Annotated in this window: 25 protein-coding genes and 1 other RNA gene; 17 read left to right on the top strand and 9 right to left on the bottom strand. The window is 41.1% G+C overall.

Going from position 1 to position 24683, the window contains the following annotated elements; all coding sequences use genetic code 11:
* The first annotated feature begins 191 nt into the window (after positions 1-191).
* The 4 genes from hupB (at position 192) to D3222_RS04685 (ending at position 3614) form a co-directional block, all read left to right on the top strand.
* Positions 192-476, top strand: a complete 285-nt coding sequence (gene hupB / locus D3222_RS04700) for a nucleoid-associated protein HU-beta (protein ID WP_202926130.1) — start codon at positions 192-194, stop codon at positions 474-476.
* A gap of 178 nt (positions 477-654) precedes the next feature.
* Positions 655-2526 (top strand): peptidylprolyl isomerase, encoded by a 1872-nt coding sequence (gene ppiD, locus D3222_RS04695; protein ID WP_118985104.1) that lies wholly within the window; start codon positions 655-657, stop codon positions 2524-2526.
* Between the two features lie 150 nt (positions 2527-2676).
* Positions 2677-3051 (top strand): ComEA family DNA-binding protein, encoded by a 375-nt coding sequence (locus D3222_RS04690; RefSeq protein WP_118985103.1) that lies wholly within the window; start codon positions 2677-2679, stop codon positions 3049-3051.
* A gap of 155 nt (positions 3052-3206) precedes the next feature.
* Positions 3207-3614, top strand: a complete 408-nt coding sequence (locus D3222_RS04685) for an acyl-CoA thioesterase (RefSeq protein WP_118985102.1) — start codon at positions 3207-3209, stop codon at positions 3612-3614.
* A gap of 28 nt (positions 3615-3642) precedes the next feature.
* On the opposite strand, the gene queC is transcribed toward D3222_RS04685, so the two are convergent.
* Together queC and D3222_RS04675 are read right to left on the bottom strand one after the other, a co-directional pair.
* Complete coding sequence (gene queC, locus D3222_RS04680) at positions 3643-4341, bottom strand: 7-cyano-7-deazaguanine synthase QueC (protein WP_118985101.1); 699 nt, start codon at positions 4339-4341, stop codon at positions 3643-3645.
* A gap of 32 nt (positions 4342-4373) precedes the next feature.
* Positions 4374-5426, bottom strand: coding sequence for a PLP-dependent cysteine synthase family protein (locus D3222_RS04675; RefSeq protein WP_118985100.1), 1053 nt, complete (start codon positions 5424-5426; stop codon positions 4374-4376).
* Between the two features lie 127 nt (positions 5427-5553).
* On the opposite strand from D3222_RS04675, the gene D3222_RS04670 reads away from it, so the two are divergent.
* From D3222_RS04670 to amtB, 5 genes are all read left to right on the top strand, one after another.
* Positions 5554-6015, top strand: coding sequence for an Lrp/AsnC family transcriptional regulator (locus D3222_RS04670; RefSeq protein WP_118985099.1), 462 nt, complete (start codon positions 5554-5556; stop codon positions 6013-6015).
* Positions 6016-6101: 86 nt separating this feature from the next.
* Positions 6102-7871, top strand: a complete 1770-nt coding sequence (locus D3222_RS04665; RefSeq protein WP_118985098.1) for a SmdA family multidrug ABC transporter permease/ATP-binding protein — start codon at positions 6102-6104, stop codon at positions 7869-7871.
* Positions 7864-9648, top strand: a complete 1785-nt coding sequence (locus D3222_RS04660; RefSeq protein WP_118985097.1) for a SmdB family multidrug efflux ABC transporter permease/ATP-binding protein — start codon at positions 7864-7866, stop codon at positions 9646-9648. The genes D3222_RS04665 and D3222_RS04660 overlap by 8 nt, the downstream gene beginning before the upstream one ends.
* 179 nt (positions 9649-9827) lie before the next feature.
* Complete coding sequence (gene glnK, locus D3222_RS04655) at positions 9828-10166, top strand: P-II family nitrogen regulator (RefSeq protein WP_113024568.1); 339 nt, start codon at positions 9828-9830, stop codon at positions 10164-10166.
* A 22-nt stretch (positions 10167-10188) separates the two neighbouring features.
* Complete coding sequence (gene amtB / locus D3222_RS04650; RefSeq protein WP_118985096.1) at positions 10189-11472, top strand: ammonium transporter AmtB; 1284 nt, start codon at positions 10189-10191, stop codon at positions 11470-11472.
* 72 nt (positions 11473-11544) lie between these two features.
* Here amtB and tesB read toward each other — a convergent pair whose 3' ends face one another.
* A complete protein-coding gene (gene tesB, locus D3222_RS04645) occupies positions 11545-12408 on the bottom strand; it encodes an acyl-CoA thioesterase II (protein WP_118985095.1) in 864 nt (287 codons plus the stop codon).
* Between the two features lie 250 nt (positions 12409-12658).
* On the opposite strand from tesB, the gene D3222_RS04640 reads away from it, so the two are divergent.
* Both D3222_RS04640 and ffs read left to right on the top strand, forming a co-directional pair.
* A complete protein-coding gene (locus D3222_RS04640; RefSeq protein ID WP_118985094.1) occupies positions 12659-13105 on the top strand; it encodes a YbaY family lipoprotein in 447 nt (148 codons plus the stop codon).
* Between the two features lie 133 nt (positions 13106-13238).
* An RNA gene (gene ffs, locus D3222_RS04635) (signal recognition particle sRNA small type) lies at positions 13239-13335 on the top strand.
* 81 nt (positions 13336-13416) lie between these two features.
* Here ffs and D3222_RS04630 read toward each other — a convergent pair.
* From D3222_RS04630 to D3222_RS04620, 3 genes are all read right to left on the bottom strand, one after another.
* Complete coding sequence (locus D3222_RS04630; protein WP_011147992.1) at positions 13417-13620, bottom strand: HHA domain-containing protein; 204 nt, start codon at positions 13618-13620, stop codon at positions 13417-13419.
* 1054 nt (positions 13621-14674) lie between these two features.
* Positions 14675-17824, bottom strand: a complete 3150-nt coding sequence (locus D3222_RS04625) for an efflux RND transporter permease subunit (RefSeq protein ID WP_118985093.1) — start codon at positions 17822-17824, stop codon at positions 14675-14677.
* Positions 17825-17851: 27 nt separating this feature from the next.
* On the bottom strand, positions 17852-19045 hold the full coding sequence (locus D3222_RS04620; RefSeq protein WP_118985092.1) for an efflux RND transporter periplasmic adaptor subunit: 1194 nt from the start codon (positions 19043-19045) through the stop codon (positions 17852-17854).
* Positions 19046-19174: 129 nt separating this feature from the next.
* On the opposite strand from D3222_RS04620, the gene acrR reads away from it, so the two are divergent.
* The 5 genes from acrR (at position 19175) to D3222_RS04600 (ending at position 22119) form a co-directional block, all read left to right on the top strand.
* Positions 19175-19816, top strand: a complete 642-nt coding sequence (gene acrR, locus D3222_RS04615; protein ID WP_118985091.1) for a multidrug efflux transporter transcriptional repressor AcrR — start codon at positions 19175-19177, stop codon at positions 19814-19816.
* 260 nt (positions 19817-20076) lie between these two features.
* Positions 20077-20250: a hypothetical protein gene (locus D3222_RS24960; RefSeq protein ID WP_157975288.1), complete on the top strand. Its 174-nt coding sequence runs from the start codon at positions 20077-20079 to the stop codon at positions 20248-20250.
* Positions 20229-20903 carry an energy-coupling factor ABC transporter ATP-binding protein gene (locus D3222_RS04610; RefSeq protein ID WP_118985090.1) on the top strand — a complete coding sequence of 225 codons (675 nt, stop codon included), beginning with the start codon at positions 20229-20231 and terminating at the stop codon, positions 20901-20903. Before D3222_RS24960 ends, D3222_RS04610 begins: the two co-directional genes overlap by 22 nt.
* Entirely contained in the window at positions 20900-21529 is a 630-nt protein-coding gene (locus D3222_RS04605) for an energy-coupling factor transporter transmembrane component T family protein (protein WP_118985089.1), read from the top strand. The genes D3222_RS04610 and D3222_RS04605 overlap by 4 nt, the downstream gene beginning before the upstream one ends.
* A gap of 41 nt (positions 21530-21570) precedes the next feature.
* Complete coding sequence (locus tag D3222_RS04600; RefSeq protein ID WP_118985088.1) at positions 21571-22119, top strand: biotin transporter BioY; 549 nt, start codon at positions 21571-21573, stop codon at positions 22117-22119.
* Here D3222_RS04600 and D3222_RS04595 read toward each other — a convergent pair.
* Positions 22116-22979: a DMT family transporter gene (locus tag D3222_RS04595; protein WP_198672739.1), complete on the bottom strand. Its 864-nt coding sequence runs from the start codon at positions 22977-22979 to the stop codon at positions 22116-22118. The genes D3222_RS04600 and D3222_RS04595 overlap by 4 nt on opposite strands.
* Positions 22980-23052: 73 nt before the next feature.
* The gene (locus tag D3222_RS04590) at positions 23053-23817 is read right to left on the bottom strand and encodes a 2OG-Fe(II)-dependent halogenase WelO5 family protein (protein WP_118985086.1); all 765 of its coding nucleotides are present in this window, start codon (positions 23815-23817) and stop codon (positions 23053-23055) included.
* A 122-nt stretch (positions 23818-23939) separates the two neighbouring features.
* Between D3222_RS04590 and D3222_RS04585 the strand changes: the two genes are divergently transcribed.
* Positions 23940-24377, top strand: a complete 438-nt coding sequence (locus D3222_RS04585) for a DUF1284 domain-containing protein (protein WP_118985085.1) — start codon at positions 23940-23942, stop codon at positions 24375-24377.
* 129 nt (positions 24378-24506) lie between these two features.
* On the opposite strand, the gene rsmS is transcribed toward D3222_RS04585, so the two are convergent.
* Positions 24507-24674, bottom strand: coding sequence for a pleiotropic regulatory protein RsmS (rsmS, locus tag D3222_RS04580; protein WP_118985084.1), 168 nt, complete (start codon positions 24672-24674; stop codon positions 24507-24509).
* Positions 24675-24683: the final 9 nt, after the last annotated feature.

The raw sequence follows: 24683 nt of genomic DNA, 5'->3' as shown, positions 1-24683 counted from the left end.
TATGAATGAAATATAGGCTGGTAAGTGAATTCAGGCTTACCAGTTTTTTTGTATTATTAACTTGGATAAACTGCTTAATAAATATTTTGTTGTCTTATGATTTCTTGCCAATATCGGAAAGGATTGATATAACGGCACTGCTATCGGGTTATCCGTTGGGATTCTGATGCGGTAGTAAAAACTATATGGGGATGATAAGAGTGAATAAATCACAACTGATCGACAAAATTGCTGCTGACTCTAATATTTCTAAAGCAGCTGCAGGGCGTGTAGTAGATGCATTCATTTCTTCTGTAACGGGTGCATTGAAGGATGGTGATGATGTTGCTCTGGTGGGATTCGGTACTTTTGCTGTTCGTGAACGTTCTGCACGTACAGGCCGTAACCCTCAAACAGGAAAAGAGCTCAAAATTGCTGCGGCTAAAGTACCTGCTTTCCGTCCAGGTAAAGGTTTGAAAGACGCTGTTAATGGGTGATACGAACCAAATATTGTTTATCAGCCCTTGCTATATTGGCAAACAATAGACTGACGAGATAGGTTTGGTAAGTTAAAATAGAAGCGCATCAATTGATTGGTGCGCTTTTTTTCTCTTAGCGCTTGAATTAGCGTAATATGGCGTTTTCAATTTCACCAAAGCGGAGTTTTGCCTCTTTATGATGGACAACCTACGCACGGCGGCAAACAGTCCTGTGCTTAAAATCGTGCTGGCTCTCATTATCCTGTCTTTTGTTTTGACGGGGGTTGGGGGCTACCTGACAAGTGGAGCTGGTAGTTATGCTGCCGAAGTGAATGGCCAGACTATCAGTCGTGCTCAATTGGAGCAGGCGTTTCAGCAAGAGAGAAATGCATTGCAAGATCAATTGGGAGATAAATTCTCGGTGTTGGCAAGTGACGAACAAAGCATGAAGCAGATTCGTAATCAGGCTTTGGATCGTCTAATTAATAATGCGTTGATTGATCAATATTCCCGTGAATTAGGTTTATCTGCTAGCGATGAGCAAGTTAAGGATTCTATCCGAAATACTTCTTACTTTCAGACAAACGGTAAATTTGATAATAACAAATATCTGGAGTTGCTCGACCGTTTCAATATGAGTCCGGATATTTTTGCTGAACAAACACGCCAGAATTTAATTAATCAACAATTAATTATGGCTTTCTCTGGTAGTGAAATAGCATTGCCTCGTGAGGTGAAACTCAATGCTGAATTGTTTCTGCAACAGAGAACTGCCCGTATGGCTACGCTGGAGCTGAAGAAAATTCAGGCGCAGCAGGAAGCAACAGATAAAGATCTGCAAGATTACTATAATCTGAATAGGAACAGCTTTATTGCTCCTGAAGAAGTAAAAGTCAGCTATATCAAGATGGATGCTGTAGATGAAATGAATAAAGTTTCAGCTACATCCGCTGATGTTGATGCTTATTATGAGCATAATTTGAAGCGTTATACTCAACCAGAACAGAAAAAATACAGTCTGATTCAGCTTGCAACTGAATCTGAAGCCGGAACAGTGCTTGATGAGCTAAATAAGGGTGCTGATTTTGGTAAATTAGCGACTAAAAAATCTACGGATAAGCTTTCAGCGAAAAATCATGGTGAGATCGGCTGGATGGAAGAGGACGCTCTTCCTGAAGAGTTGAAACAAGTTAATTTGAAAGAAAAAGGCCAAATTTCTTCTGTAATCAAGGTGCCTAATGGCTTCGCTATTTTCCATTTAGATGATATTAAACCTCAAATAATTAAGCCTTTATCTGAAGTTCGCTCTGAAATTGAGAAAATGGTTACGCAGGAAAAAGCAGTAGATGCTTTCTATGCTCTGCAACAGAAGGTCAGTGATGCTGCTACCAGCGATAATGAATCTTTAGCTGCGGCTGAGGAAATTTCAGGTATTAAGGTTGTGACGACTGATTGGTTTGATCGCAATAGTGTGCCGGCAGAGATTAATTTTGGTGCCATCATTCATGCCATTTTTGAAGGTAATCTTGTTGATGGGCAGGGGTCAACAGGAACTAACTCTGATGTTATTTCCGTTGAAGGTGATCGTGCATTTGTTCTGCGTGTAGATAGTTATAAGCCAGAAACAGTACAGCCTTTTGAAAAAGTTGAAGAGCAAGTTACTGAACTGGTTAAACGTCAGAAAGCTGAAAAACATCTTCAAGTCGAAAGTGAGAAATTACTGGCCGCCTTAAAAGAAGGTAAAGGTGAGCAAGCCTTGAAAGATGCAGGTATTCAATTTGGTGAATCTCAGGTTATTCAGCGTACATCTCAGGATAATGTGTTAGTTGGTTCAGTATTCGCTTTACCACTGCCAAAAGAAGGTAAGGCAGAATATGGTTTGACGAAAAACAGTTTGGATGACGTTGTACTGATCCAACTAGATAAAGTTACTCCAGGTGTTGTACCCGAAGAACAAGTTAAAAGCATGACTGATGGCTATCAGAGTGAAATGGGTAACGCTATGTTGGAGTCTTTACTGATTAGTCTGCGTGAAAAAGCCAAAATTAAGTTAGGTCATACCGAATAAAAATTTGCGGAGAGTATCGCAAATATCTTTGTAATTATCTTGTCAATAAAGGCCGCTTTCGCGGCCTTTCGCATATCTGATCTTCGTCCATTGTGCTCAAATTTATCTGTGGCAATCTTTTTTCCGTTCATAAAACATGGAGGAATTAATATGAAAAAATCGGGAATTTTATCTGTTTTGCTCGCTGGCTTGCTTTATGCGTGTGGAGGGCAATTCGCTATTGCCGCCGAGCAAGTAAAAGATAAAGTAGCTAAAGCAGCCAGTACTACCAGTCATTCTTCATCAGAAAAGCAATTACAGCAGCAGGACGCTTTGAAGGTAGAAGAAAAGGGAAAGGTGAATATTAATACTGCAAGTGCCGAAGAGTTAGCAAGAGCATTAAATGGTATTGGGGTCAAAAAAGCACAAGGAATTGTTGAATATCGAGAAAAAAATGGTGCGTTTACTGCGGTGGAACAATTACAGGAGGTTCAGGGAATAGGGCCAGTTTTTATTGAACGAAACAGAGATAAGTTGAGTTACTAGTATAGTATCTATCATCCTCATTCATGATTTTTTTTGTGAATGGGGATGTTGTGATCAAGGTTGCAAATAAATCACTTTAATTAGTGTGAATTTTTTGTTTTGCTATTGTGAAATCAACCTGGTCAGATGAGTGACTTTAACATTAAGGCAATATTATGAGTTCAATTATAAAAGTTCATGGTTATCATATAGATTTGTTTCAACATGTGAACAATGCTCGCTATTTGGAATTTCTGGAAAGTGCTCGGTGGGAATGGTTACATAAGCATTCTGTAGTGGAATGGATACAGAAAAACAATGTTGGGTTTGCAGTGGTCAACATCAATATTAATTATCGCAGTTCAGCAATTCTTGGCGATGAATTGGAAGTGGATTGCCGATTGACGGAGCTGAGAAACAGAAGTGGTGTATTTTCTCAGGAAATCATACGCAGAAGGAACAATCAACTCATTGCAGATGCTAAGACTACGTTTGTCTGGATTGATAGAAAAACACAAAGAGCATTGTCTATTGAAGGTGAATTACGTGAAATAATGGGAGCTTTGGTGAAAACAGGACAATGAGAGGGGAAGGCTCTCATTGCCATTTGGATTAAACTAAATGTGTTTTTGCTTTCATTTCAGTCATTATTTTCTCCGGAGCATTCAGATATTGTTCCAGTCCGTTAGCTCTGAGATGACAAGCTGCACATGTACCACACCCATTACCTTGAATGCCGTTGTAGCAAGTTAGTGTCTGACTACGAACAAAGTCTAAATGCTGGTAGTAGTCGGACAATGCCCAAGTTTCAGCTTTGTTGAGCCACATCAATGGAGTTTCAAAACGGATATCACGGGCAATACCAAGGCTTACAGCTTTGTTCAGTGCCTTGACAAATTCATCACGGCAATCAGGGTAACCGGAGAAATCAGTTTCGCATACGCCAGTAATAACTGCTTCGGCTTCAACTTGGTAAGCATATATAGCAGCCAGTGTCAGGAATAAAATATTGCGGCCAGGGACAAATGTACTGGGTATGGCACTTTTTTCACTTTCATTGTAGTCGGGAATAGGGATGTTATCGCGAGTTAGACTGCTGAGAGCCAGTTCATTAAGTAATGTGACATCCAGTACTTTATGTGCAACAACACCAAGAGAATGGCTGACATTACGTGCAACATCAATTTCGGCACGATGGCGCTGGCCATAATCAAAAGTGACACAATGTACTTCGTCATATTGATTAATTGCCTGAATCAGGCAGGTAGTGGAGTCTTGCCCTCCACTGAATACAACAACAGCTCGTCTCATTGTAACATCCTCATTGGAATAAAATGGTTATGTTACTTATAACTACGGAAATTGGATAGTTGTTTGAGATAAGGTGAGATATCGCCGATGTTATTTTTTACCCAATCTGGATTGTAATAAGTATCGAGATAACGTTCACCACTGTCGCACAGTAAAGTTACTATTGCACCTTGTTCTCCACGTTCATGCATTTGGTTAGCAAGCAGAAGAGCTCCCCAGACATTAGTTCCCGTAGAGGCGCCAACTTTTCTGCCTAGTAATTTTTCCAACCAGTAAATTGTTGCAATGCTGGCGCAATCGGGTATTTGGATCATGTCATCAATAACTGAGGGAATAAAAGAAGGCTCAGCTCGAGGGCGGCCAATACCCTCAATCTTGCTGCTATAATTGCCACGAATATCACAGCAATTTTGACGGTAGTAGTCATAAAATATAGAGTTTTCTGGATCGACAACAATCAGTTTAGTGTTATGCCCTTGGTAACGGATATAGCGTCCTAAAGTTGCAGAAGTTCCCCCAGTACCAGCGCTCATAACGATATAATTCGGTTCAGGAAATGGCTCCATTTGCATCTGGCGAAAAATACTTTCAGCAATATTATTGTTGCCTCGCCAGTCTGTTGCTCGTTCGGCGTAAGTAAATTGATCCATATAATGACCATTTAGTTCTTTCGCTAGTCGTTCTGACTCGTCATAAATTTGTGCTGAATGGTTAACAAAATGGCATTTACCACCGTAAAATTCAATTTCCTGAATTTTACGTTTCGCAGTGTATGAGGGCATAACAGCAATAAAAGGTAACCCAAGCAAGCGGGCAAAATAGGCTTCGGATACAGCAGTACTACCCGATGAGGATTCAATAACCGGAGTACCTTCCTTTATCCAACCATTACTAAGTGAGTAAAGGAATAAAGAACGAGCAAGCCTGTGTTTCAGACTACCGGTTGGATGGGTGCTTTCATCTTTTAGATATAAATGGATACCTGGAAAAACTGGCAAATTAAGGCGGATAAGATGAGTGTCAGAGCTGCGTTGATGGTCTGCTTGAATCTCTCTGATTGCCTTGGTGGTCCAACTGTGTGACATTAATTATTAACTCTATAATTTAAAAATAATTGGCAGCGGGTAGATTAACTTGATACTGGGAGAAATAGATTGTTATTTTTCTTAATATGTGGTTTCTTTATGGAAAAATTTTCTATAAGAGGTAGCTATGTTGGATAAAACAGACCGCAAGTTGCTTAAGTTACTACAGAAAGATTGTAGTCTGTCTCTGAATGCATTGGCGGAAGCTGTTAATCTTACTTCTACTCCTTGTTGGAAACGGCTAAAACGACTTGAAGATGAAGGCTATATCGTTGGCAAAGTTGCTTTGCTTGATAGCGAAAAATTAGGATTAGGGCTGACAGTGATTGTTATGATCAGAACTCAGCAGCATAGCAGTGGTTGGTATGAGCAATTTGTTGCATTTATAAAGCAAATGCCAGAAGTCCTAGCTTTTTATCGCATGGCTGGTGAGTGTGATTATTTAATGCACGTAGAAGTTGTGGATATGAAAAGTTATGATCTTTTCTACAAGCGTATGGTTAATGGTGTTTCGGGGTTGATTGATGTGACATCGAGTTTTGCAATGGAAAAAATCAAATACACTACAGCATTACCGATACCAGATTAACCAATTATTAATTCATTGCTTTAATTCAATTATTCTGAGTGTCGTTCAACATTTCTACTATCTATTTCATTTCGGGATATACACGTGTGAGATTGTTTTCTCAATTAAGTTGGTACTTCCGTAGCGAGTGGCGTCGCTATCTTGGGGCTGTGACTCTGCTTATTATTATCTCTATTCTACTACTAATTCCTCCATATCTGGTGGGTGTAATCGTTGATGGGATCAGTACTGCATCTATGTCATTTTACCAATTAATGGTGTGGATTGGTGTTATGCTGGTTATCGCATTGATTGTCTATATCTTGCGTTATATATGGCGTTTATGGTTGTTTGGGGCGTCATATCAATTAGCAGTTAAATTACGGAATAATTTTTACCAGCAACTTAGCCGACAAAACCCTGAATTTTATTTGCGTCACCGCACAGGGGATTTAATGGCTCGTGCTACTAATGATGTGGATCGTGTGGTGTTTGCTGCGGGTGAAGGTGTACTTACGTTAGTTGATTCGCTAGTTATGGGCTGTGCAGTGCTAATTATGATGAGCATACAAATTAGTTGGCAATTAACTTTACTGTCTCTGTTACCTATGCCGATTATGGCCATCATTATTAAACGATATGGTGATCAACTTCATCGTCGCTTCAAATCTGCACAAGGCGCATTTTCTGCTCTGAATAACCAGGCTCAAGAAAGTCTGACCAGTATTCGTATGATTAAGGCGTTTGGCCTTGAAGATCTGCAATCAAATCAGTTTGAACAAGTTGCAGTGGAAGCCGGTCGTAAGAATATGTATGTTGCTAGGGTGGATGCTCGATTTGATCCGACAATTTTTATTGCTATCGGTATGTCAAATTTACTGGCTATCGGTGGTGGTAGTTGGATGGTGTTGAATGGTGTTTTAACACTTGGTGAGCTCACTAGTTTTGTGATGTACCTTGGCTTGATGATTTGGCCAATGTTGGCGCTGGCATGGATGTTTAATATCGTTGAACGGGGAAGTGCCGCTTATAGTCGTATCCGTAGCTTGTTGCAGGAGCCTCCGGTCATTAAGGACGGTATTGGCCATTTATTGCCTGAGCGCGGTATTTTGGATGTGAATATCAAAGCGTTTAATTATCCGCAAAGTAACAAAATTGTTCTCAGTCAAATTAATTTCCAGTTATTACCTGGACAGTTATTAGGGATCTGTGGTCCGACAGGTTCAGGTAAGAGCACACTACTTGCGCTGATACAGAGACAGTTTGATGTGACTGGTGGAGAAATTCTTTTCCAGTCGCTCAAAATTGCGGATATCAGGTTAGATGAATGGCGAGCACGATTTGCTGTTGTCAATCAAATTCCCTTTTTATTTTCAGATACTGTTGCCAGGAATATCGCTTTGGGATGTCCTGATGCAACGCAGGAACAGATTGAAGAAGTTGCCCGCCTTGCCAATGTCCATGAAGATATTCTTCGTTTGCCTGATGGGTATCAGACAGAAGTAGGCGAGCGTGGGGTAATGCTTTCTGGTGGGCAGAAGCAGCGTATTTCCATTGCGAGAGCATTACTTTTAGATGCCGAGATTCTGATTCTGGATGACGCTTTATCTGCGGTTGATGGGCAAACCGAATACAATATCCTACAAAACCTCAGTCAGTGGAGGCAACAACGGACGGTTATTATTAGTGCCCACCGCCTGTCTGCATTAACTGATGCGGATAATATCCTAGTGATGCAGCAAGGTTCTATTATACATCAGGGACGGCATCCGGAACTGGCAGAGCAGCCGGGATGGTATCGTGATATGTATTATTATCAGCAACTTGAAGCAGAATTGGATGACGAGGAAACAGCAGAAGGAGATAAAGATGACTAAAGTTCGTCAATTGTGGCCGTCTCTGAAGCGTCTGCTGGTTTATGGAAAAAATTATCGTAAGCCGTTGGGGTTGGCTGTACTCATGTTATGGGGGGCTGCAATTGCGGAAGTCAGTGGTCCGGTTCTTATTAGTTACTTTATCGATAATATGGTTGCAACGGGTAATATGCCTACTAGAGTGGTTATCGGGCTAGCTATAACCTTTATTGTTCTGCAATTGATTACGGCTGCGTTACACTATTTTCAGGCTTTATTGTTCAATCAAGTGTCAGTCGATGTGGTTCAGCAGCTTCGTACTGATGTGATGAATGCAGCATTGCGCCAGCCTCTGAGTGCTTTTGATAATCAACCGGTAGGGCAGTTGATTTCGCGTGTAACGAATGACACCGAAGTCATTAAAGATCTTTATGTTAATGTAGTTCCTGCGGTATTTCGCAGCATGGCATTGATTAGTGCGATGCTGATTGCCATGTTTGTGTTGGAATGGCGCATGGCATTGATTGCAATTCTTATTTTTCCTGTCGTATTGATTGTTATGGCAATATATCAGCATTTTAGTACACCAATTGTCCGCCGGGTACGCAGTTATTTGGCTGATATTAATGATGAGTTTAACGAAGTCATTAATGGAATGAGTGTTGTTCAGCAGTTCCGGCAGCAGGCGCGTTTTGGTGAACGTATGTTGTTAACCAATCGGGCTCATTATCAGGCGAGAATGCAAGCGTTGAGATTAGATGGGCTTTTGTTACGCCCATTACTGAGTTTTCTATCTGCTATGGCATTGTGCGGTCTTATCGTGTTGTTTGGAATTAGTGGGCCAGGGGTGATTGGTATTGGGGTATTGTATGCTTTTATTAATTATTTGGGGCGGTTGAATGAACCTCTTATTGAGCTGACATCTCAGCAATCGATTTTGCAACAAGCTGTCGTTTCTGGCGAGAGAATATTTGAATTAATGGATAGCCCTCAACAAGGCTATGGCATGGATAGTCAGCCACTGTCCAGTGGTCGAATTGATATAGAAAATGTCAGTTTTTCCTACCGACATGGAAAAATAGTTTTGCAAGATATTAATTTACAGGTTCCGGCTCATGGTTTTGTTGCTTTGGTTGGTCATACCGGCAGTGGTAAAAGTACGCTGGCAAATTTGCTGATGGGGTATTACCCATGGCAGAAAGGGGAAATTTATCTTGATGGCCGGCCTGTATCATCCCTGTCTCATTCGGTATTACGCAATGGTGTGGCAATAGTTCAGCAGGACCCGGTTGTTCTTGCGGACTCTTTCTTTGACAATATTACGCTTGGTCGGAATATTTCAGAAGAGAAGGTTTGGCAAGTACTGGAAACTGTTCAATTAGCTGAGTTAGTACGTACATTGCCTGATGGACTTCATACTATCTTGGGAGAGCAGGGTAATACGTTGTCAGCCGGTCAAAAACAATTGCTTGCTATGGCGAGAGTGTTAGTGCAAACGCCACAAATTTTGATCCTTGATGAAGCGACTGCAAATATTGATTCCGGTACGGAACAGGCGGTACAACAGGCTTTGAGATTGATTCGTCAACAAACAACATTGATCGTGATTGCTCATCGTCTGTCTACCATTGTGGAGGCTAATGCTATTCTGGTGCTGCATCGTGGTGCAGTTGTTGAACAGGGATACCATCAACAATTATTTGCGAGTCGTGGACGTTACTATCAGATGTATCAGTTGCAACAAGTCGGTGAGACATTAAATGAATGTAGCATAATCTCTGAGAAAGAGATGCTAATTTAATCAAGTTTGCACTGATTCGGTGCACTCAATGGAGAGTATATTTGCTGCTCTCCTCCCTTCTTATTCTCCATAATTTTTACTCTCTTTATTATTATTTGATTTTTATATGTTTTTAGTTTCTGGCACACCCCTTGCTATTTCCTTATTGAAAACATAATAGCCGGATGGAAGGGGGATATATGAAGCTCATTACGACAATTATAAAGCCATTCAAATTGGAGGATATTCGGGAAGTTCTCTCTGGTCTTGGTGTTCAGGGGTTGACTATAACAGAGGTAAAAGGATTTGGGCGTCAGAAAGGACATGCGGAGCTTTATCGTGGAGCTGAATATAGTGTCAATTTTTTACCTAAAATAAAGATAGATATTGCTGTAGCGGATGAATTGGTTGAGGGGGTAATTCATGCTATTCAGCAATCAGCTTTCACTGGAAAAGTTGGCGACGGTAAAATCTTTGTCATCGAATTGCAACAGGCTATTCGTATTAGAACAGGAGAAACTAACGATGCGGCACTGTAACTAACTGATAGAGAAGATAGATATGAAAAGGCAATTCTCAGTGGCTGCCGGTGTTGTGGCCGGTTGTGTACCATCATTATCTCAGGCAGCGGAAGGTGCGGCTGATAAAGCTGATAATGCTTTTATGATGATTTGTACAGTTCTTGTTCTGTTTATGACCATTCCGGGAATTGCTCTGTTTTATGGTGGATTGCTACGGAGTAAAAACGTTTTATCGTTAATGGCTCAGGTCATGGTGAGCTTTGCTTTAGTCTGTGTATTGTGGGTGATTTACGGTTACAGCTTGGCTTTTGAACCAGGGAATGGTTTTTTCGGTGGTTTTAGTCAAATGATGCTAAAGAATTTGGCATTCACTGACTTAAGTGGCAATTTTTATCAGCTAATTCATGTGGCATTTCAGGGCTCTTTCGCTTGTATCACAGTTGCTTTGATTATTGGTGCGTTAGGAGAGCGTATTCGTTTTCCAGCTTTGTTAATTTTTAGTGTGCTGTGGTTGACATTTTCTTACCTGCCTATGGCACACATGGTTTGGGGTGGTGGTGTGCTTTCACAGGATGGAGCATTGGATTTTGCTGGTGGTACGGTTGTCCATATTAATGCTGCCGTAGCTGGATTGGTTGGTGCTTACTTACTGGGAAAACGTACTGGTTTTGGGAAAGAAGCATTTAAACCACATAACTTGCCGATGGTCTTCACTGGTACTGCTGTGCTCTATATTGGTTGGTTTGGTTTTAATGCTGGTTCTGCTAATGCTGCTAATGAGATAGCTGCTCTGGCATTTTTAAATACCATTGTGGCGACTGCTGCCGCTATTCTGTCATGGGTTTTTGCAGAATGGCTTTTCCGTAATAAACCGTCTCTTTTAGGGGCATGTTCAGGCTGTATTGCTGGTCTGGTTGGTATTACACCTGCGGCGGGAATGGTTGGTATTGGTGGTGCATTAATCATTGGTCTGATCGCGGGTTTTACCGGACTTTGGGGGGTGGTGGCCTTAAAACGGTGGTTACGTGTTGACGATGTGTGTGATGTATTCGGTATACACGGCGTATGTGGGATCGTGGGTTGCCTCCTAACAGGGGTTTTTACGGCTAAATCTTTGGGAGGAACCGGCCATGCAGAGGGTATAACCATGTTGGAACAAGTTGGTATTCAGGCTTTTAGTATACTGGTTTGTGTGATTTGGTCAGTCGTTGTTGCCTTTATTGCTTTTAAAATAGCAGATCTGTTGGTAGGGTTGCGAGTTACGGTTGAAATTGAAAGGGAAGGGTTGGATATTAATTCTCACGGAGAGAGTGCTTATAATTAAGTTGTAATATAAAAGGGCAGCGATAAGACCATAAAATGTAATGCTGGTTTCTTAGTTTGCTGCCTTATTCATTTATCTATTGCGTTTCCTAATCAGACCTTCCTGTACAGTGGAAGCAACAAGTATCCCTTCACGATTATAAATCTGTCCCCGAACAAAACCACGGGCACCAGAAACTGACGGACTATCTATAGCATATAGCAGCCAGTTGTCTAGTTTAAACGGGCGGTGGAACCACATAGAATGGTCAATTGTTGCTATCTGAATATTTTTCTCAAGAAACCCGACACCATGTGGCTGTAATGCTGTTGGTAGAAAATTAAAATCGGAGGCATAGCCAAGTAGATATTGATGAATAAAAGGATTATCAGGCATATTGCCGTTACTGCGGAACCAAACATAGCGTATAGGTTCTTCTGGTGGACAATTAAATGGACTGTGATATTTTACGGGTCTCATTTCTAACGGGCAGGGAAAAAGAAGAGTATTCTGCATCTTCTGTGGCAGTAGATGCGACATTTTTTTCACGATTTCATCCTGAGGGATAAGTTCTTCTGGGTAGGGTACATCCGGCATTATATTTTGGTGTTCAAAACTTTCTTCGTGACTTTGAAATGAGGCAGTCATATAAAAGATAGGCTTACCATTCTGAATTGCACTAACTCGCCGGGCACTAAAACTTCCTCCATCACGTAAAATCTCAACGTCATAGACGATAGGTTTGTGACTGTCACCGGGACGTAAGAAATAGCTATGGAAAGAGTTGCCCATTCGGTCATCGACAACGGTTTGTTTGGCAGCATACAGTGCCTGACCAATCACTTGTCCTCCGAAAACCTGAGGAAAACCGAGATCTTCGCTTTGCCCTCGGTAAATACCTTCCTCAATTTTTTCCAATTTCATCAAATTTATCAGATTCTGTAATGACTTGCTCATAATACGCCTTTGTTTTCTATTAGGTTATCGAGAGTACAAGGGATGATTATTGTCTCATTAATAGATGATTAATAAATAACTAAATTGTAAATGTTTTAAGTCCTGACAGTAGTGCAATAAAGAATATGAGATTTATTGGTGTTTTATGTTCAAATTTTTAATCTATAATTCAAATGATTTAGATTTTATGATTTGATATTTCAATTTATTTTAATATTTATATAGATTAGTTAATAATGGAGGAATGTGTATGAAATTATGGCAGCTCCCCGCTGGCGTATTACTAGCGGTTGCTTTGGTCGGGTGTAATGCCAAAGGTGCTGAGGTGGTGGATACCCAGGTGGAAAAGATTGAAAATCCAATGAAACGGTCTTTTGTTGAAGGCAATATTAATATACTACAGCGTATCGCATTGCCAGCAGATGCTGTCCTGACGGTGGCCTTATCTGATGTATCTTTGGCTGATGCACCTTCTGTTACTCTGTCTCAGAAGGTAGAGCGTTTAGGTGGGAAACAATCACCTTTCCATTTTGTTTTGCCTTATCAGACAAACAAAATTAAGCCGAATGCACGCATTGTTGTCAGAGCTTCTGTTTCGTTGCATAGCCGCTTGATGTTTGTTACAGATACAGCATATGAAGTGATTAATAATGGGAAGACTAAAGATGTCGAAATTACGTTGAAAGCCGTTAGATAATACATTTCCTTATTGTATTAATTTGCAATGTGCAATAAATCAGCATTCGGGCCTGCTTGTCTTGCTATTTAAGTAGGTATGAATGATAATGGCGCCGCTTTGAAGTTAAAGCAACACGTCACAATGGGGGCTCTGTTGGTTCTCCCGCAACGCTAACTTGTTAACTTGGTCAGGTCCGGAAGGAAGCAGCCATAGCAGGGGATGTGTGTGCCGGGATGTCGCTGGCAGAGCCCTCGCCAATTTCATTGGTAACCTAATAAGCCGATAGCACTTTACCGGCTCGGATCACTCTCTATCTGATAAAGACTATTTTAGCGAACATATTTCCATACTGAAGGTGGAATTCTATCATACAGTTTATTCATGGTCAGCTCAGCTAGGCGGTGATCCGCAGCAGAGTAGAATAGTTCAAGTTCATCTCCTGAAAGTTCGTATTTGTTCTTTTCAATCACACGTTCCAGTGTATCAATCGTGGTGCATTTTCTTAAACGCATCAGATAATCAGTTTTAGTCATAATCGCCTTTCTTATTTAACATATATAAAAAATTATTGAGGGAAATATTCAATCAAGTTTTGCTCAAGGAGCAATTTAAATCCTGTAACAGGACGCTGGTTAAGCGTTCATTAGTTTTTTTACCATTCCATAAGTTTAGAAACGCTAATCTTAATTTGTTTCCAAGCAAAGTATAAGTATATGTATTATCAATACATTTATCAATTCAAGTGAGAAGGTTGAAATCATCAGAATATTTTATTTTAAAGTACTAAACGAAAGTTGATATGTATTCAATCTATTTGTTTAGCTTTAAATTATCCTGACATGTAAAAGCTATTTCTACAACCAGTCTCATCTCTGTGTACTCTGCACTAGAAGTGCTTCTTGCCTTGGATTTTCACATAAGCATTCTAATTCATCAATATTATGTCATCTTGAGTGAATCTTCATCCATGCTATGTTGATCTTCCTGTATATGCCATTACTTAATTTTTTGAGTTAAACACTAAGCATATACATGTATTATAAAATTTTTTTCGAGAGATTATTATTATGTATCTATAATCGTTCTTTGGGATTATTTATCTTTTTTACAGATGGCTCTGATTCGCTTCCTAGTAAATCAGAATCAGCTCTTAACAAAAATTCATACCTTAACTCAATAAACTATAAATATCGGCTAGTATGTGTGAGTTAATATGCAGGCTTATATAAAACAGTATTACCCTCAGATACCAGTAACGGCAGATTATAGCCTGATGGCTACAATAATCAATGAATATAACATCATTATTACATAAGTCACTATGTGCTGGTATTGTTTTTTGTCATTTAGTGTAAAAAAAGATAAAGTAATTTTTGTTCGACGACTTTCATATTAATTTTATTAAAGTCACTAATGCTTGGATTTTTAAAGCTATTTTATACTCATAAGTGGTAATTATAATTAAATTTAAACAAAATTACTTAAATATTAAGCGGATAGATTAATGATCAGAATCTTGTCAGATGGAAGCAACTATTATATTTAAGAAGGCCGATTTGACGGCCTTCTGGTTATTGTTGGTAGCATTTAGTGAGATTCTGACGCGGGTTCAATCTCCTCCGCTTTCTTACTGAAACGTCGTTTTATAACCACAAAGAATACCGGTACGAAAAAGATTGCTAGCGAGGTTGCTGCAATCATTCCGCCTAATACCCCAGTACCCACTGCGTTTTGAGAGCCGGATCCTGCACCATTACTCAGTACTAGGGGGATAACACCCAGCATAAATGCTAGTGATGTCATTAGGATTGGGCGAAGACGCATTCTTACCGCATCTAGGGTAGCTTCTATCAACCCCTTGCCCTCTTTTTCCATCAGGTCCTTGGCGAATTCAACGATAAGTATCGCGTTCTTAGCTGACAAACCGATAGTGGTCAACAAGCCAACTTTAAAGTAAACATCGTTATCCAAACCGCGGAATGTTGTTGCTAACAAGGCTCCAACGATACCTAATGGTACTACTAGCATAACTGAGAATGGAATTGACCAGCTTTCATATAGTGCAGCCAGACAGAGGAATACCACTATCAATGATAATGCATATAGAGCTGGGGCTTGATTACCAGATAGGCGTTCCTGATAGGACATACCTGTCCAGTCGAAGCCGATTCCATTTGGTAGCTTAGATGCCAATTCTTCCATCAGGGCCATTGCATCACCAGTACTTTTACCCGGAGCTGCTTCACCCAGAATTTCCATTGATGGTAAACCGTTGTAACGTTCCAGACGTGGCGAACCGTAGGTCCAGGGTTCTTTGGACGTATCTGTAAAGGCAGAGAATGGAACCATTTCACCCTGTTTATTACGGACATACAGTTTGTAGATATCACTTGGCAACATACGATAAGGTGCTTCCGATTGAACGTAAACTTTTTTGACACGACCGCGATCGATAAAGTCGTTCACATAGTTACTACCAAACATTGTGCTGAGTGTTGAGTTAATATCAGCTATGGAAACACCGAGAGCTTCAGCTTTTTCTTGATCGATCCTGAGCCGATATTGAGGGGTATCTTCCTGACCATTAGGACGAACGCCTACTAACATATCTGGATGCTGTTGTATCATGCCAAGTAATTGGTTACGGGCTTCTGTCAGTTTGTCATGTCCAAGGTTTGCTTTATCAATTAATTCAAAATCAAAACCGGTCGCTGAACCTAACTCTACAATTGCCGGGATGTTAAACGCAAAAACCATACCTTCTTTGATTTTCTGGAAGTGGGCACTAGCTCTGGCAACAATAGCAGGTACTTTGTTTTCAGCACCAGGACGTTCACTCCAGTCTTTCAGGCTTATAAATCCCAACCCTGTGTTTTGCCCTTGCCCACTAAAACCAAAGCCACTGACGGTAAATACAGAAACCACACGATCTTTTTCTTCTGTATTGAAGTAATCGCTTATTTTATCTAGAACTTTTTCTGTTTGTTCCTGTGTTGCCCCCGCAGGTAATTGAACCATTGTCAGCAATACTCCCTGATCTTCTTCAGGAAGAAAAGAGGATGGTAAACGTGTGAACATGATGGCCATACCCGCCACCAGGAATACATAAATTACCAGGTAACGGCCTGTATTGCGTAGAATGCGACCAATGCTGTCAGTATAGTGGTGGGTACTTTTGTCAAATACTCGGTTGAACCAGCCAAAGATGCCGGTCTGCTTACCATGGCTACCTTTGGCAATGGGTTTCAACATAGTGGCACATAGAGCTGGTGTTAGGATTAATGCTACCAGCACAGACAATACCATTGCAGATACGATAGTGATCGAGAATTGACGATAAATTGCACCGGTTGAACCACCGAAGAAGGCCATTGGGATAAATACAGCAGACAGCACCATTGCAATACCAACTAGGGCGCTTTGGATTTGCCCCATTGATTTCCTGGTTGCTTCTTTCGGTGATAGACCTTCTTCCTGCATAACACGTTCAACGTTTTCTACAACAACAATGGCATCATCTACCAATAAGCCAATGGCGAGAACCATGGCAAACATGGTTAATGTATTTATTGAATAGCCAAATGTAGCGAGTATTGCAAATGTTCCTAAGAGCACGACTGGAACCGCAATGGTTGGAATGAGTGTTGCACGGAAATTTTGGAGAAATAGGTACATTACCACGAACACCAGCATGATGGCTTCAACCAGTGTTTTTACCACTTCGTTTATAGAGATTTTAACGAATGGTGTGGTGTCATATGGATAGACGATTTTCAGCCCGTGAGGGAAGAAAGGTTCCATATTTTTTAGCGCTTCTTTTACTGCTTTGGATGTATCCAGAGCGTTAGCGCCTGTCGCTAGTTTGACACCGATACCCGCAGCAGGTTTTCCATTATAGCGGGCAATGATGTTATAGCTTTCTGCACCTAGTTCCACCTTTGCTACATCTTTCAGACGGACCTGAGAGCCGTCAGTATTGACGCGCAGAAGAATATTGCTGAACTCTTCCGGTGAGGTTAGACGTGTTTGAGCAATGATCGAGGCATTCAAGCGTTGACCTGGAACGGGAGGGGTTCCCCCTAATTGACCAGCGGCTATTTGGTTATTTTGTGCTTTGATTGCATTTATTATATCCAGAGTCGTCATTTTGTAATTAACGAGCTTGTCAGGATTTAACCAGATGCGCATGGCATACTGGTTACCAAAAAGCATTGTATCACCCACACCAGTTACACGGCTCAGAGGGTCTTTGACGGTTGCACCAACATAGTCAGAGATATCGTCCTGTGACATAGAGCCATCTTCAGAGATGAATCCGGCAACCATCAAAAAAGAGGTCGTGGACTTATCTACACGTATACCTTGCTGTTGCACTTCTTGTGGTAACAGAGGCATAGCGAGTTGCAGCTTGTTTTGTACCTGTACCTGTGCAATATCGGGATCAGTACCGGCCTCAAAGGTTAGTGTGATGTTCATGTTTCCAGCAGAATCACTGTCGGAAGACATATAAACTAGGTTATCGATACCATTCATGTTCTGTTCGATAACCTGAGTCACTGTGTTTTGCACAGTAGTGGCGTCTGCGCCGGGGTAAGTTGCAGAGATAGAAATCGCCGGTGGTGCAATAGTAGGGTATTGCGCTACGGGTAATTTCATAATTGCCAACAGCCCAGCCAGCATGGTGATAATTGCGATTACCCATGCAAAGATTGGCCGATCTATAAAAAATTTAGGCATGAATCACTGACTCCTATGACTCCTAAATTAAGACTTTTTCGCAGGTTCAGCTTGGTTCGCAGCAGATTTTGCATTTAAGTTCACTTCTTCTGCTTTAACCGGTATGCCGGGTTTAATTTTTTGCAAACCAGTAACGATGACCCGATCACCTGCTTTCAGACCGGAAGCTACTAGCCATTTATCACCAATAGCTTGGTTGGCAGTGATAACGCGCGGTGCGACTTTTTCATCTGCACCAACCACCATGACAGTAGCTTCACCACGAGGTGTACGGGTAACCCCTTGCTGAGGAACCAGTATTGAATCCTGGCGAATACCTTCTTCCAGTTTTGCACGAACAAACATGCCTGGAAGTAGCTCTTCATTCGGGTTAGGGAATATTGCACGGATAGTGATAGAGCCCGTTGTTTCATCTACAGTAATATCAGAGAATTCCAAGTAGCCTGTTTCACTGTAATTTTTACCATTTTCCATGATCAGGTGAACTTTAGCCTTACTGTCCCCTTTCTGCACGGCACCTTTAGCGATTTCATTTTTAAGACGCAGATAGTCATCACTTGACTGAGTGACATCCACATAAATTGGATCCAGCTGTTGAACCGTTGTCAGTGCTGTTGGTTGACCAACAGAAACCAGAGCACCTTCAGTTATAGTAGATTTGCCGGAACGACCACTAATCGGTGCTGTAACTTTGGTATATGCCAAATTGATACGGGTGGTCTCTACGGCCGCTTTTGCCGCCTGTACTATAGCATTTGCCTGCGCATAGTCGGCACTGGCTTTATCAAATTCCTGTTGACTAACATAGTTTGTACCTAACAGTGACTTGTATCGATTCACTGTCAAGCGTGCGATCTCTGCATTAGCCTGAGCTTTTACCAAATCAGCTTTAGCACTGTCATAGTCAGCCTGGTAAGTTGCTGGATCTATCTGATATAAAGAAGTGCCTGCTTTTACATCGCTACCTTCTTTATAATTTCGTTTCAGAATTATACCACTTACTTGTGGACGAACTTCTGCAATGCGGAAGGCTGATGTTCGGCCTGGAAGTTCCGTCGTGACCGTCAGAGGTTCAGTTTTCAGCGTCACGATACCGACTTCAGGAGCCTGTTGGTTCCCAGCAACCTGCTGAGAGTCTTTGTCGTTACATCCTGAAAGAGCTAAGCTGCCTGAGAGTACCAGTACTGTAGCCAGAGGCAAAACTCCCCTGTTTATTCGCATAAGTAAACCTCAATATTTTTAGATGTTGACCCTTCAATCCGTAAAACCATTACTCCATTAATAACAGCATGCTATAATACAAACATACGTGAATGTATGTAAATCCATTTTAGGTTAAAATTAGAGTGTATGGCACGAAAAACTAAACAACAGGCTAAAGAGACCCGGCAACAGATTATAGACGCAGCTATAAAAGAGTTTTCTGAGCGCGGTGTCTCTGCTACTTCACTGACAGATATTGCCACAACGGCTGGGGTAACCCGTGGGGCAATTTACTGGCATTTTAAAAACAAAGTAGACCTGTTTTCCGAAGCCTGTAGAATAACAGATTCTAAGATTGACGAATTAGAAAAAGAGTATCAAGCAAAATATCCTAATAATCCACTCCTGATTTTAAGAACTTTAATCATCCATATCCTGACGTCGGTCGTTGATGATCCGAAAAACCGGCTATTAATGGAGATTTTTTTCCACAAATGTGAGTTTGTTGGTGAAATGTCTGCCTTGGTGGAAGTTCGTCAGGAACTGTGTGTTGCAGACTATGTTCGTATTGAAGAGTCTCTTTCTGGTTGTATTGCATCAGGCCAGCTTCCTTATAATCTTCATCTGCGGCGAGCGGCTATCATGTTAAGAGGATTGATAACGGGCTTGTTGGAAAATTGGTTATTTGCACCAGATAGTTTTGATATTCAGAAAGAAGCGGAGTCGTTAGTGGATAGTTTTATCGATATGCTTAAATATAGTGAGCATATGAAAGTCGCTGAAAAATGAAGAACCAGAATAATAAAGGTGAATTCTATTTTGGTAATTGCTAACAATGTGGCTAATTGCCAAGAGTCATTATCTTATGCCTTTTGTTTATCTGTTGCTATATAAGAGATAAGACTGAGAAACTAAGCTGAAATTATTTCTAATGTCAGATACTGCTGCCGGTTTTGTTAGAGAAGAGATCAAAGAAAGGCTATAACCTAAGGTAAATGTTGAAGATTCTGACTGTGTAAAATGTACTGATTAAATTCGGCAAGGGTAAAGTGAGAGCTCGTAATATCAGCAAGTTGGAACTGATTGATAACGCTGAAATCAGTGCATTGATTGAATTTTTCTTACGGATTTTGCAGGCAGACACAGTGCTAAGTGGGATCAGTGTTAAGTTGCTGGCCGCAATGTTAAGAGATAATCATCTATGTTGGAAATACGAAATGTAACGCACGCCTATGGTGAGCGTGTGATATTGAAAGAATTAAATTTGCAGCTAAAGGAAAAACGAATTGCCATCATAGGCAGCAACGGTTGTGGCAAAAGTACATTCGCACGTCTTCTTAATGGATTATTGGTACCGAAAAGTGGTGATGTTTTGGTGGATGGTTTGAACACCAGAACGGAAGGTAAAGCGATCCGGCGTAAGGTTGGTTTTGTATTTCAGAATCCTGACAATCAGATCGTTTTTCCAGTCGTTGAAGAAGATTTGGCCTTTGGAATGAAAAATCTCGGTTTTTCCAAGGATACGATTCGGCAAAGAACGCAGGAGGTGCTTTCTCGATATGATTTACTTCAATTTAGGGAGCATCCTGCCCATCTTTTAAGTGGTGGTCAGAAACAACTCCTTGCGATTTCTGGTGTTCTGGTGATGGAGCCCGATTACATCATTTTCGATGAGCCTACAACCTTGCTGGATTTACGAAACAAACGTCGTGTTGCCGAAGCAATCGATAACTTATCTCAAACTGTGATTGTAGTTTCTCATGACCTTGATTTTTTGGCGGGATTTGATCGTGTTCTGGTTTTTGATAATGGTCGTGTCGTTGTTGATGACAGACCCTCTATTGCTATTCCTGAATACGTAAGGATGATGTTATGAGCCTGTCTGGATATAATCCTGGTTCATCATTTGTGCATCGAGTTAGCCCTGGGCTCAAAATTATTTCTTTGCTTATTTTGGGAACATTGCTTTTCGTTGTTCCGCGTATTGATCTTTCTGTTGCGGCATTGACAGGCATCGTACTTTTATACTTGTTAGCCAAAATCTCATTAAAAACTGCTTGGATGCAATTACGGTCGGCACTATGGATACTCGCACTTATTTTTATAGTCCAATTGTTTCTACACCACTGGACCGCAGGTGTACTTGTGGTGGTTCGTCTTGTCTCTCTTTTGTTGCTGGCCTCGCTTGTTACTCTCACTACGCGCTCTTCTGATATGATCGATGCATTGGAAAAAGGGCTTTGGTGGTTGTACTATCTTGGCATCAATCCTGGAAAAGTGAGCTTGGCTCTATCGCTTGCCTTGCGGTTTATCCCTGTTCTGGCGTCAATTACAGGAGAAGTACGAGAGGCACAGAAAGCAAGGGGTCGCGATAAGAGTGTCATTGCAATTGCAGTCCCTGTTATTGTGCGAATGCTCAAAATGGCAGACGATATCTCTGCTGCTATTGAAGCTAGGTCCTATGACCCTGGATTTGATAGAAAGAAATTGGGCAGCAAGTAAAGCGGGATTTGTGGTTTTATCGAAAAGAAAGAGGGGATTAAATGTCTACCAAAGATATTGTTTATATAGCTCTATTTGCCTCTCTAACCGTAGCATTGGGTTTATTTCCGCCATTGACACTTCCCGTTGTGGGCGTTCCGATAACAGCGCAGTCGATGGGAGCAATGCTTGCTGGTGCCATTATTGGTGCGAAACGGGGTGGATTAGCATTGTTGCTTTTTTGTGTGCTTGTGACCGTTGGATTACCAGTAATGGCTGGAGGGCGGGGAGGATTGGGTGTCTTTCTCAGTCCAAGTGGTGGTTTTATTTTAGCATGGCCGATTGCCGCTTTTGTTATCGGCTATTTGTATGAGAAAAATCTTACAAAACTAAATACCTTTAAAGAAGCTGCATTTCTTGTCTTTGGTGGAGTTATGGTTGTTTATGTGATCGGTATCCCGTGGGTTGCCGTACTTGCCAATATCAGCATCTGGCAAGCAACCGTAGGTTCGATTGGATTCGTACCGGGAGATATTATCAAAATAGTACTAGTTATTTTGATTGCGAAAACGGTTCGTCGGGCTTATCCCACTCTTGAACCGCGTTCTTAAGGGGCAGTTTTTGTCGTGGGTTGATGTTTGTTTGTGATTACCCAATAGTTACCGCTAAGTGTCATCATTGTGCCGATTATGGCCCAAATGGTTGGACGATAGCCCTCTGTAACGCTGGAGATCGTTAAGGCTACGAGTGGAACGATAAGCATGGCATAAGCTCCTCGTTCAGCCCCCAAACGACCGACAACGGCAAAGTAAGTTGTATACCCAATTACCGAAGGAAACAGGATCAAATAGAATAGAGATGTTACATAGGCTGGTGATAGATCAAAATCAAATGTTTGCTTGGTCAAAAAGGCATAGCTGAACAAGAATATGGTGCCATATCCCATAGAAATCCCGGTCATTGGCAGAACAGTGACACCTTTTCTCTGTAACTGAACTGCGGAAATGTTAGCAAATGAGAATGTCAGGGTTGCTGCAATTGCGTAACCGAACCCTGTCCAATTCCACTCATTATTTAAAAATTCTGGGCTAAAGACTAAAATTATCCCAGTTAGCCCGACTACAGCGCCTACCAGCACTGTCCATGAAATCGATTGCCGTAGAAAGAGAATTGCATTTATGGCGTTGAATAATATGACTGAAGAGTAGGTAAGGGCGATTAAACCGGTAGTGATCAAGGCCGTAGCCTTGTAAATCAGCAAGAATGTGACAGCGAATCCGAATGTACCAAGTGCGGCAAAAGAGAGGTGCTCGCGCCAGGTGTGTGTAAGTCTTTCCCGTGAAATTACAGCAATCAGAAGTAGCAGTACTGACGCACATCCAAAACGGTAAATCAGGGATATTACAGGTGAAACATCAGTTAATTGTAGTTTTGCTGCATACCACGATGTTCCCCCAGTGATGATCGTCACGACATATAGAGCAGCAGTGGAGTAAGAAGAGGCACTCTTCATATTCAGGCCCCAAATGTTTCGCTGAGATGTATTACGACCATAAGGTTAACTTTTTCTCATTTAATACACCGATGAAGGAGCCTGTTGCAATGCGATTGCTACTTGCAGGTAGGACAATATGAGGGTTAGTTGTGTTGAAAATGACGACTGAACCAACTTGAGGTCGGAAAGTGAAAGATTCGCAATCAACTAATAGAGAACTGTCATATGGCTTGTATGTTTTATCGACTACAGTACTCTTGAATGGTTGATTATAGATCACGGTTTCTCCTCCCTGAGAGGGAGATAAAATATAGAGGTTCCAAGCAAGCTGAGTCGATATATCTCCGATGATTAAATTTCCTTTCGCAAAAGTGGGTGCGTAATCTATATGTAGATCCGAGCCACTGGAGATAATTCGGACGATACCAGCAAAATAGGGGCCGAACCCCGGTTCTTCTGCGACTGAAATGCTGAAATTTGTATCGTGATTGATGTATCGCATGAACCGATCAACTGGATCAAAAGCTTGATTGATAATTTGGATGCGATCTTGCTCAGCTACGCTAACTTGAGCAAAATATTGCTCTTTTGGTCGATCACGGTAATGGGCAAGTGAATTTCCCAAATAGAATCCCGGCCTTCCAAATTCATATGGCTTTGCCTGTATGCTCAGTATTGCAGACGAAAGCTGTTCTGCTTCTTCCATAGTTGCAAAATCATCTATCATCACTGCTGGAATCTTATTATCTATGATTGCCTGCAAGCTTTCTGATGATAATTTGACAAGCTCGTTTGATACCCACCGTGACGACATAAGAGTCGACTCCTAGCCGATTTTATTTATATTAGAAAAATTGATCTATTGATGGTCAGTGTCAATCGTATAACATTGATTGTATAAAAATGCAATATTTGATCACATTTGGGAATGTAACAATGACAATATCTCTGAGAGGTCATCACCTTTTGTGTATTCTTACCTACGCAGGTAACGGATATTCCCCTGATTTTGTCGAAAATTACAATAGGATTATTCCTCGAATTTGGGACGAAGATATCTTGATTGTGGCAGGACCGGATGACATATGTATTCCTTTGCTTGGAGAAGATGAACCTCATTGTTTTGGCGAGAGTGTTATTATCCGGGATAGTCGAGCTTTGAAAGCAGTTAGCGCTCTTATGGGCCGACCAATTGAGATAGGTCATACGTTGAGGCTTGATGAGACCTATTTAAAACAGGCGCGATGGGCTTTCAGTCGTGGGATCATAAGATCCGCTTGTATAGGCTGTGAATGGGAACCGCTTTGCACTCGAATTGCTGCGGATGATTATTCTTCAACGTTTCTTAAACGAAATAGTGGAAAGAGCGAGTGACGATATAAAGCCGTTTGAAATTTTGCAAAGGCTGATATTGATATGAATGTATGATCATATACTTAAGACAAACGTGAATCTTTTATAGTATCGATCAAGATATCTATTAAGGTGTTTGAAGTAAATCGTTCAATATTCCTTCGTCGACTGTGATTGCTTCGCTAATTTTGCTTGATAGTCGTATTTGACTATTTCCAGTGCGGCGAGTGCGATTTCAGGAGTGATTTCATTACATTCCAGTAAATAGATCAGATCAACAGCAAGTTGAACTTCAGGTGGTGCTTGTTCGACTGACATAAAACATTC

The sequence above is a fragment of the Photorhabdus sp. CRCIA-P01 genome, assembly GCF_003545805.1.
GTDB lineage: Bacteria > Pseudomonadota > Gammaproteobacteria > Enterobacterales > Enterobacteriaceae > Photorhabdus > Photorhabdus antumapuensis.
This window is presented reverse-complemented; position numbering and strand designations above follow the sequence as displayed.

Bases quoted from the DNA above. Each gene is read 5' to 3' on its own strand.
- hupB (WP_202926130.1), top strand. From the start codon at position 192: ATGATAAGAGTGAATAAATCACAACTGATCGACAAAATTGCTGCTGAC.
- ppiD (WP_118985104.1), top strand. From the start codon at position 655: ATGATGGACAACCTACGCACGGCGGCAAACAGTCCTGTGCTTAAAATC.
- D3222_RS04690 (WP_118985103.1), top strand. From the start codon at position 2,677: ATGAAAAAATCGGGAATTTTATCTGTTTTGCTCGCTGGCTTGCTTTAT.
- D3222_RS04685 (WP_118985102.1), top strand. From the start codon at position 3,207: ATGAGTTCAATTATAAAAGTTCATGGTTATCATATAGATTTGTTTCAA.
- queC (WP_118985101.1), bottom strand. From the start codon at position 4,341: ATGAGACGAGCTGTTGTTGTATTCAGTGGAGGGCAAGACTCCACTACC.
- D3222_RS04675 (WP_118985100.1), bottom strand. From the start codon at position 5,426: ATGTCACACAGTTGGACCACCAAGGCAATCAGAGAGATTCAAGCAGAC.
- D3222_RS04670 (WP_118985099.1), top strand. From the start codon at position 5,554: ATGTTGGATAAAACAGACCGCAAGTTGCTTAAGTTACTACAGAAAGAT.
- D3222_RS04660 (WP_118985097.1), top strand. From the start codon at position 7,864: ATGACTAAAGTTCGTCAATTGTGGCCGTCTCTGAAGCGTCTGCTGGTT.
- glnK (WP_113024568.1), top strand. From the start codon at position 9,828: ATGAAGCTCATTACGACAATTATAAAGCCATTCAAATTGGAGGATATT.
- amtB (WP_118985096.1), top strand. From the start codon at position 10,189: ATGAAAAGGCAATTCTCAGTGGCTGCCGGTGTTGTGGCCGGTTGTGTA.
- tesB (WP_118985095.1), bottom strand. From the start codon at position 12,408: ATGAGCAAGTCATTACAGAATCTGATAAATTTGATGAAATTGGAAAAA.
- D3222_RS04640 (WP_118985094.1), top strand. From the start codon at position 12,659: ATGAAATTATGGCAGCTCCCCGCTGGCGTATTACTAGCGGTTGCTTTG.
- D3222_RS04630 (WP_011147992.1), bottom strand. From the start codon at position 13,620: ATGACTAAAACTGATTATCTGATGCGTTTAAGAAAATGCACCACGATT.
- D3222_RS04625 (WP_118985093.1), bottom strand. From the start codon at position 17,824: ATGCCTAAATTTTTTATAGATCGGCCAATCTTTGCATGGGTAATCGCA.
- D3222_RS04620 (WP_118985092.1), bottom strand. From the start codon at position 19,045: ATGCGAATAAACAGGGGAGTTTTGCCTCTGGCTACAGTACTGGTACTC.
- acrR (WP_118985091.1), top strand. From the start codon at position 19,175: ATGGCACGAAAAACTAAACAACAGGCTAAAGAGACCCGGCAACAGATT.
- D3222_RS04610 (WP_118985090.1), top strand. From the start codon at position 20,229: ATGTTGGAAATACGAAATGTAACGCACGCCTATGGTGAGCGTGTGATA.
- D3222_RS04605 (WP_118985089.1), top strand. From the start codon at position 20,900: ATGAGCCTGTCTGGATATAATCCTGGTTCATCATTTGTGCATCGAGTT.
- D3222_RS04600 (WP_118985088.1), top strand. From the start codon at position 21,571: ATGTCTACCAAAGATATTGTTTATATAGCTCTATTTGCCTCTCTAACC.
- D3222_RS04590 (WP_118985086.1), bottom strand. From the start codon at position 23,817: ATGTCGTCACGGTGGGTATCAAACGAGCTTGTCAAATTATCATCAGAA.
- D3222_RS04585 (WP_118985085.1), top strand. From the start codon at position 23,940: ATGACAATATCTCTGAGAGGTCATCACCTTTTGTGTATTCTTACCTAC.
- rsmS (WP_118985084.1), bottom strand. From the start codon at position 24,674: ATGTCAGTCGAACAAGCACCACCTGAAGTTCAACTTGCTGTTGATCTG.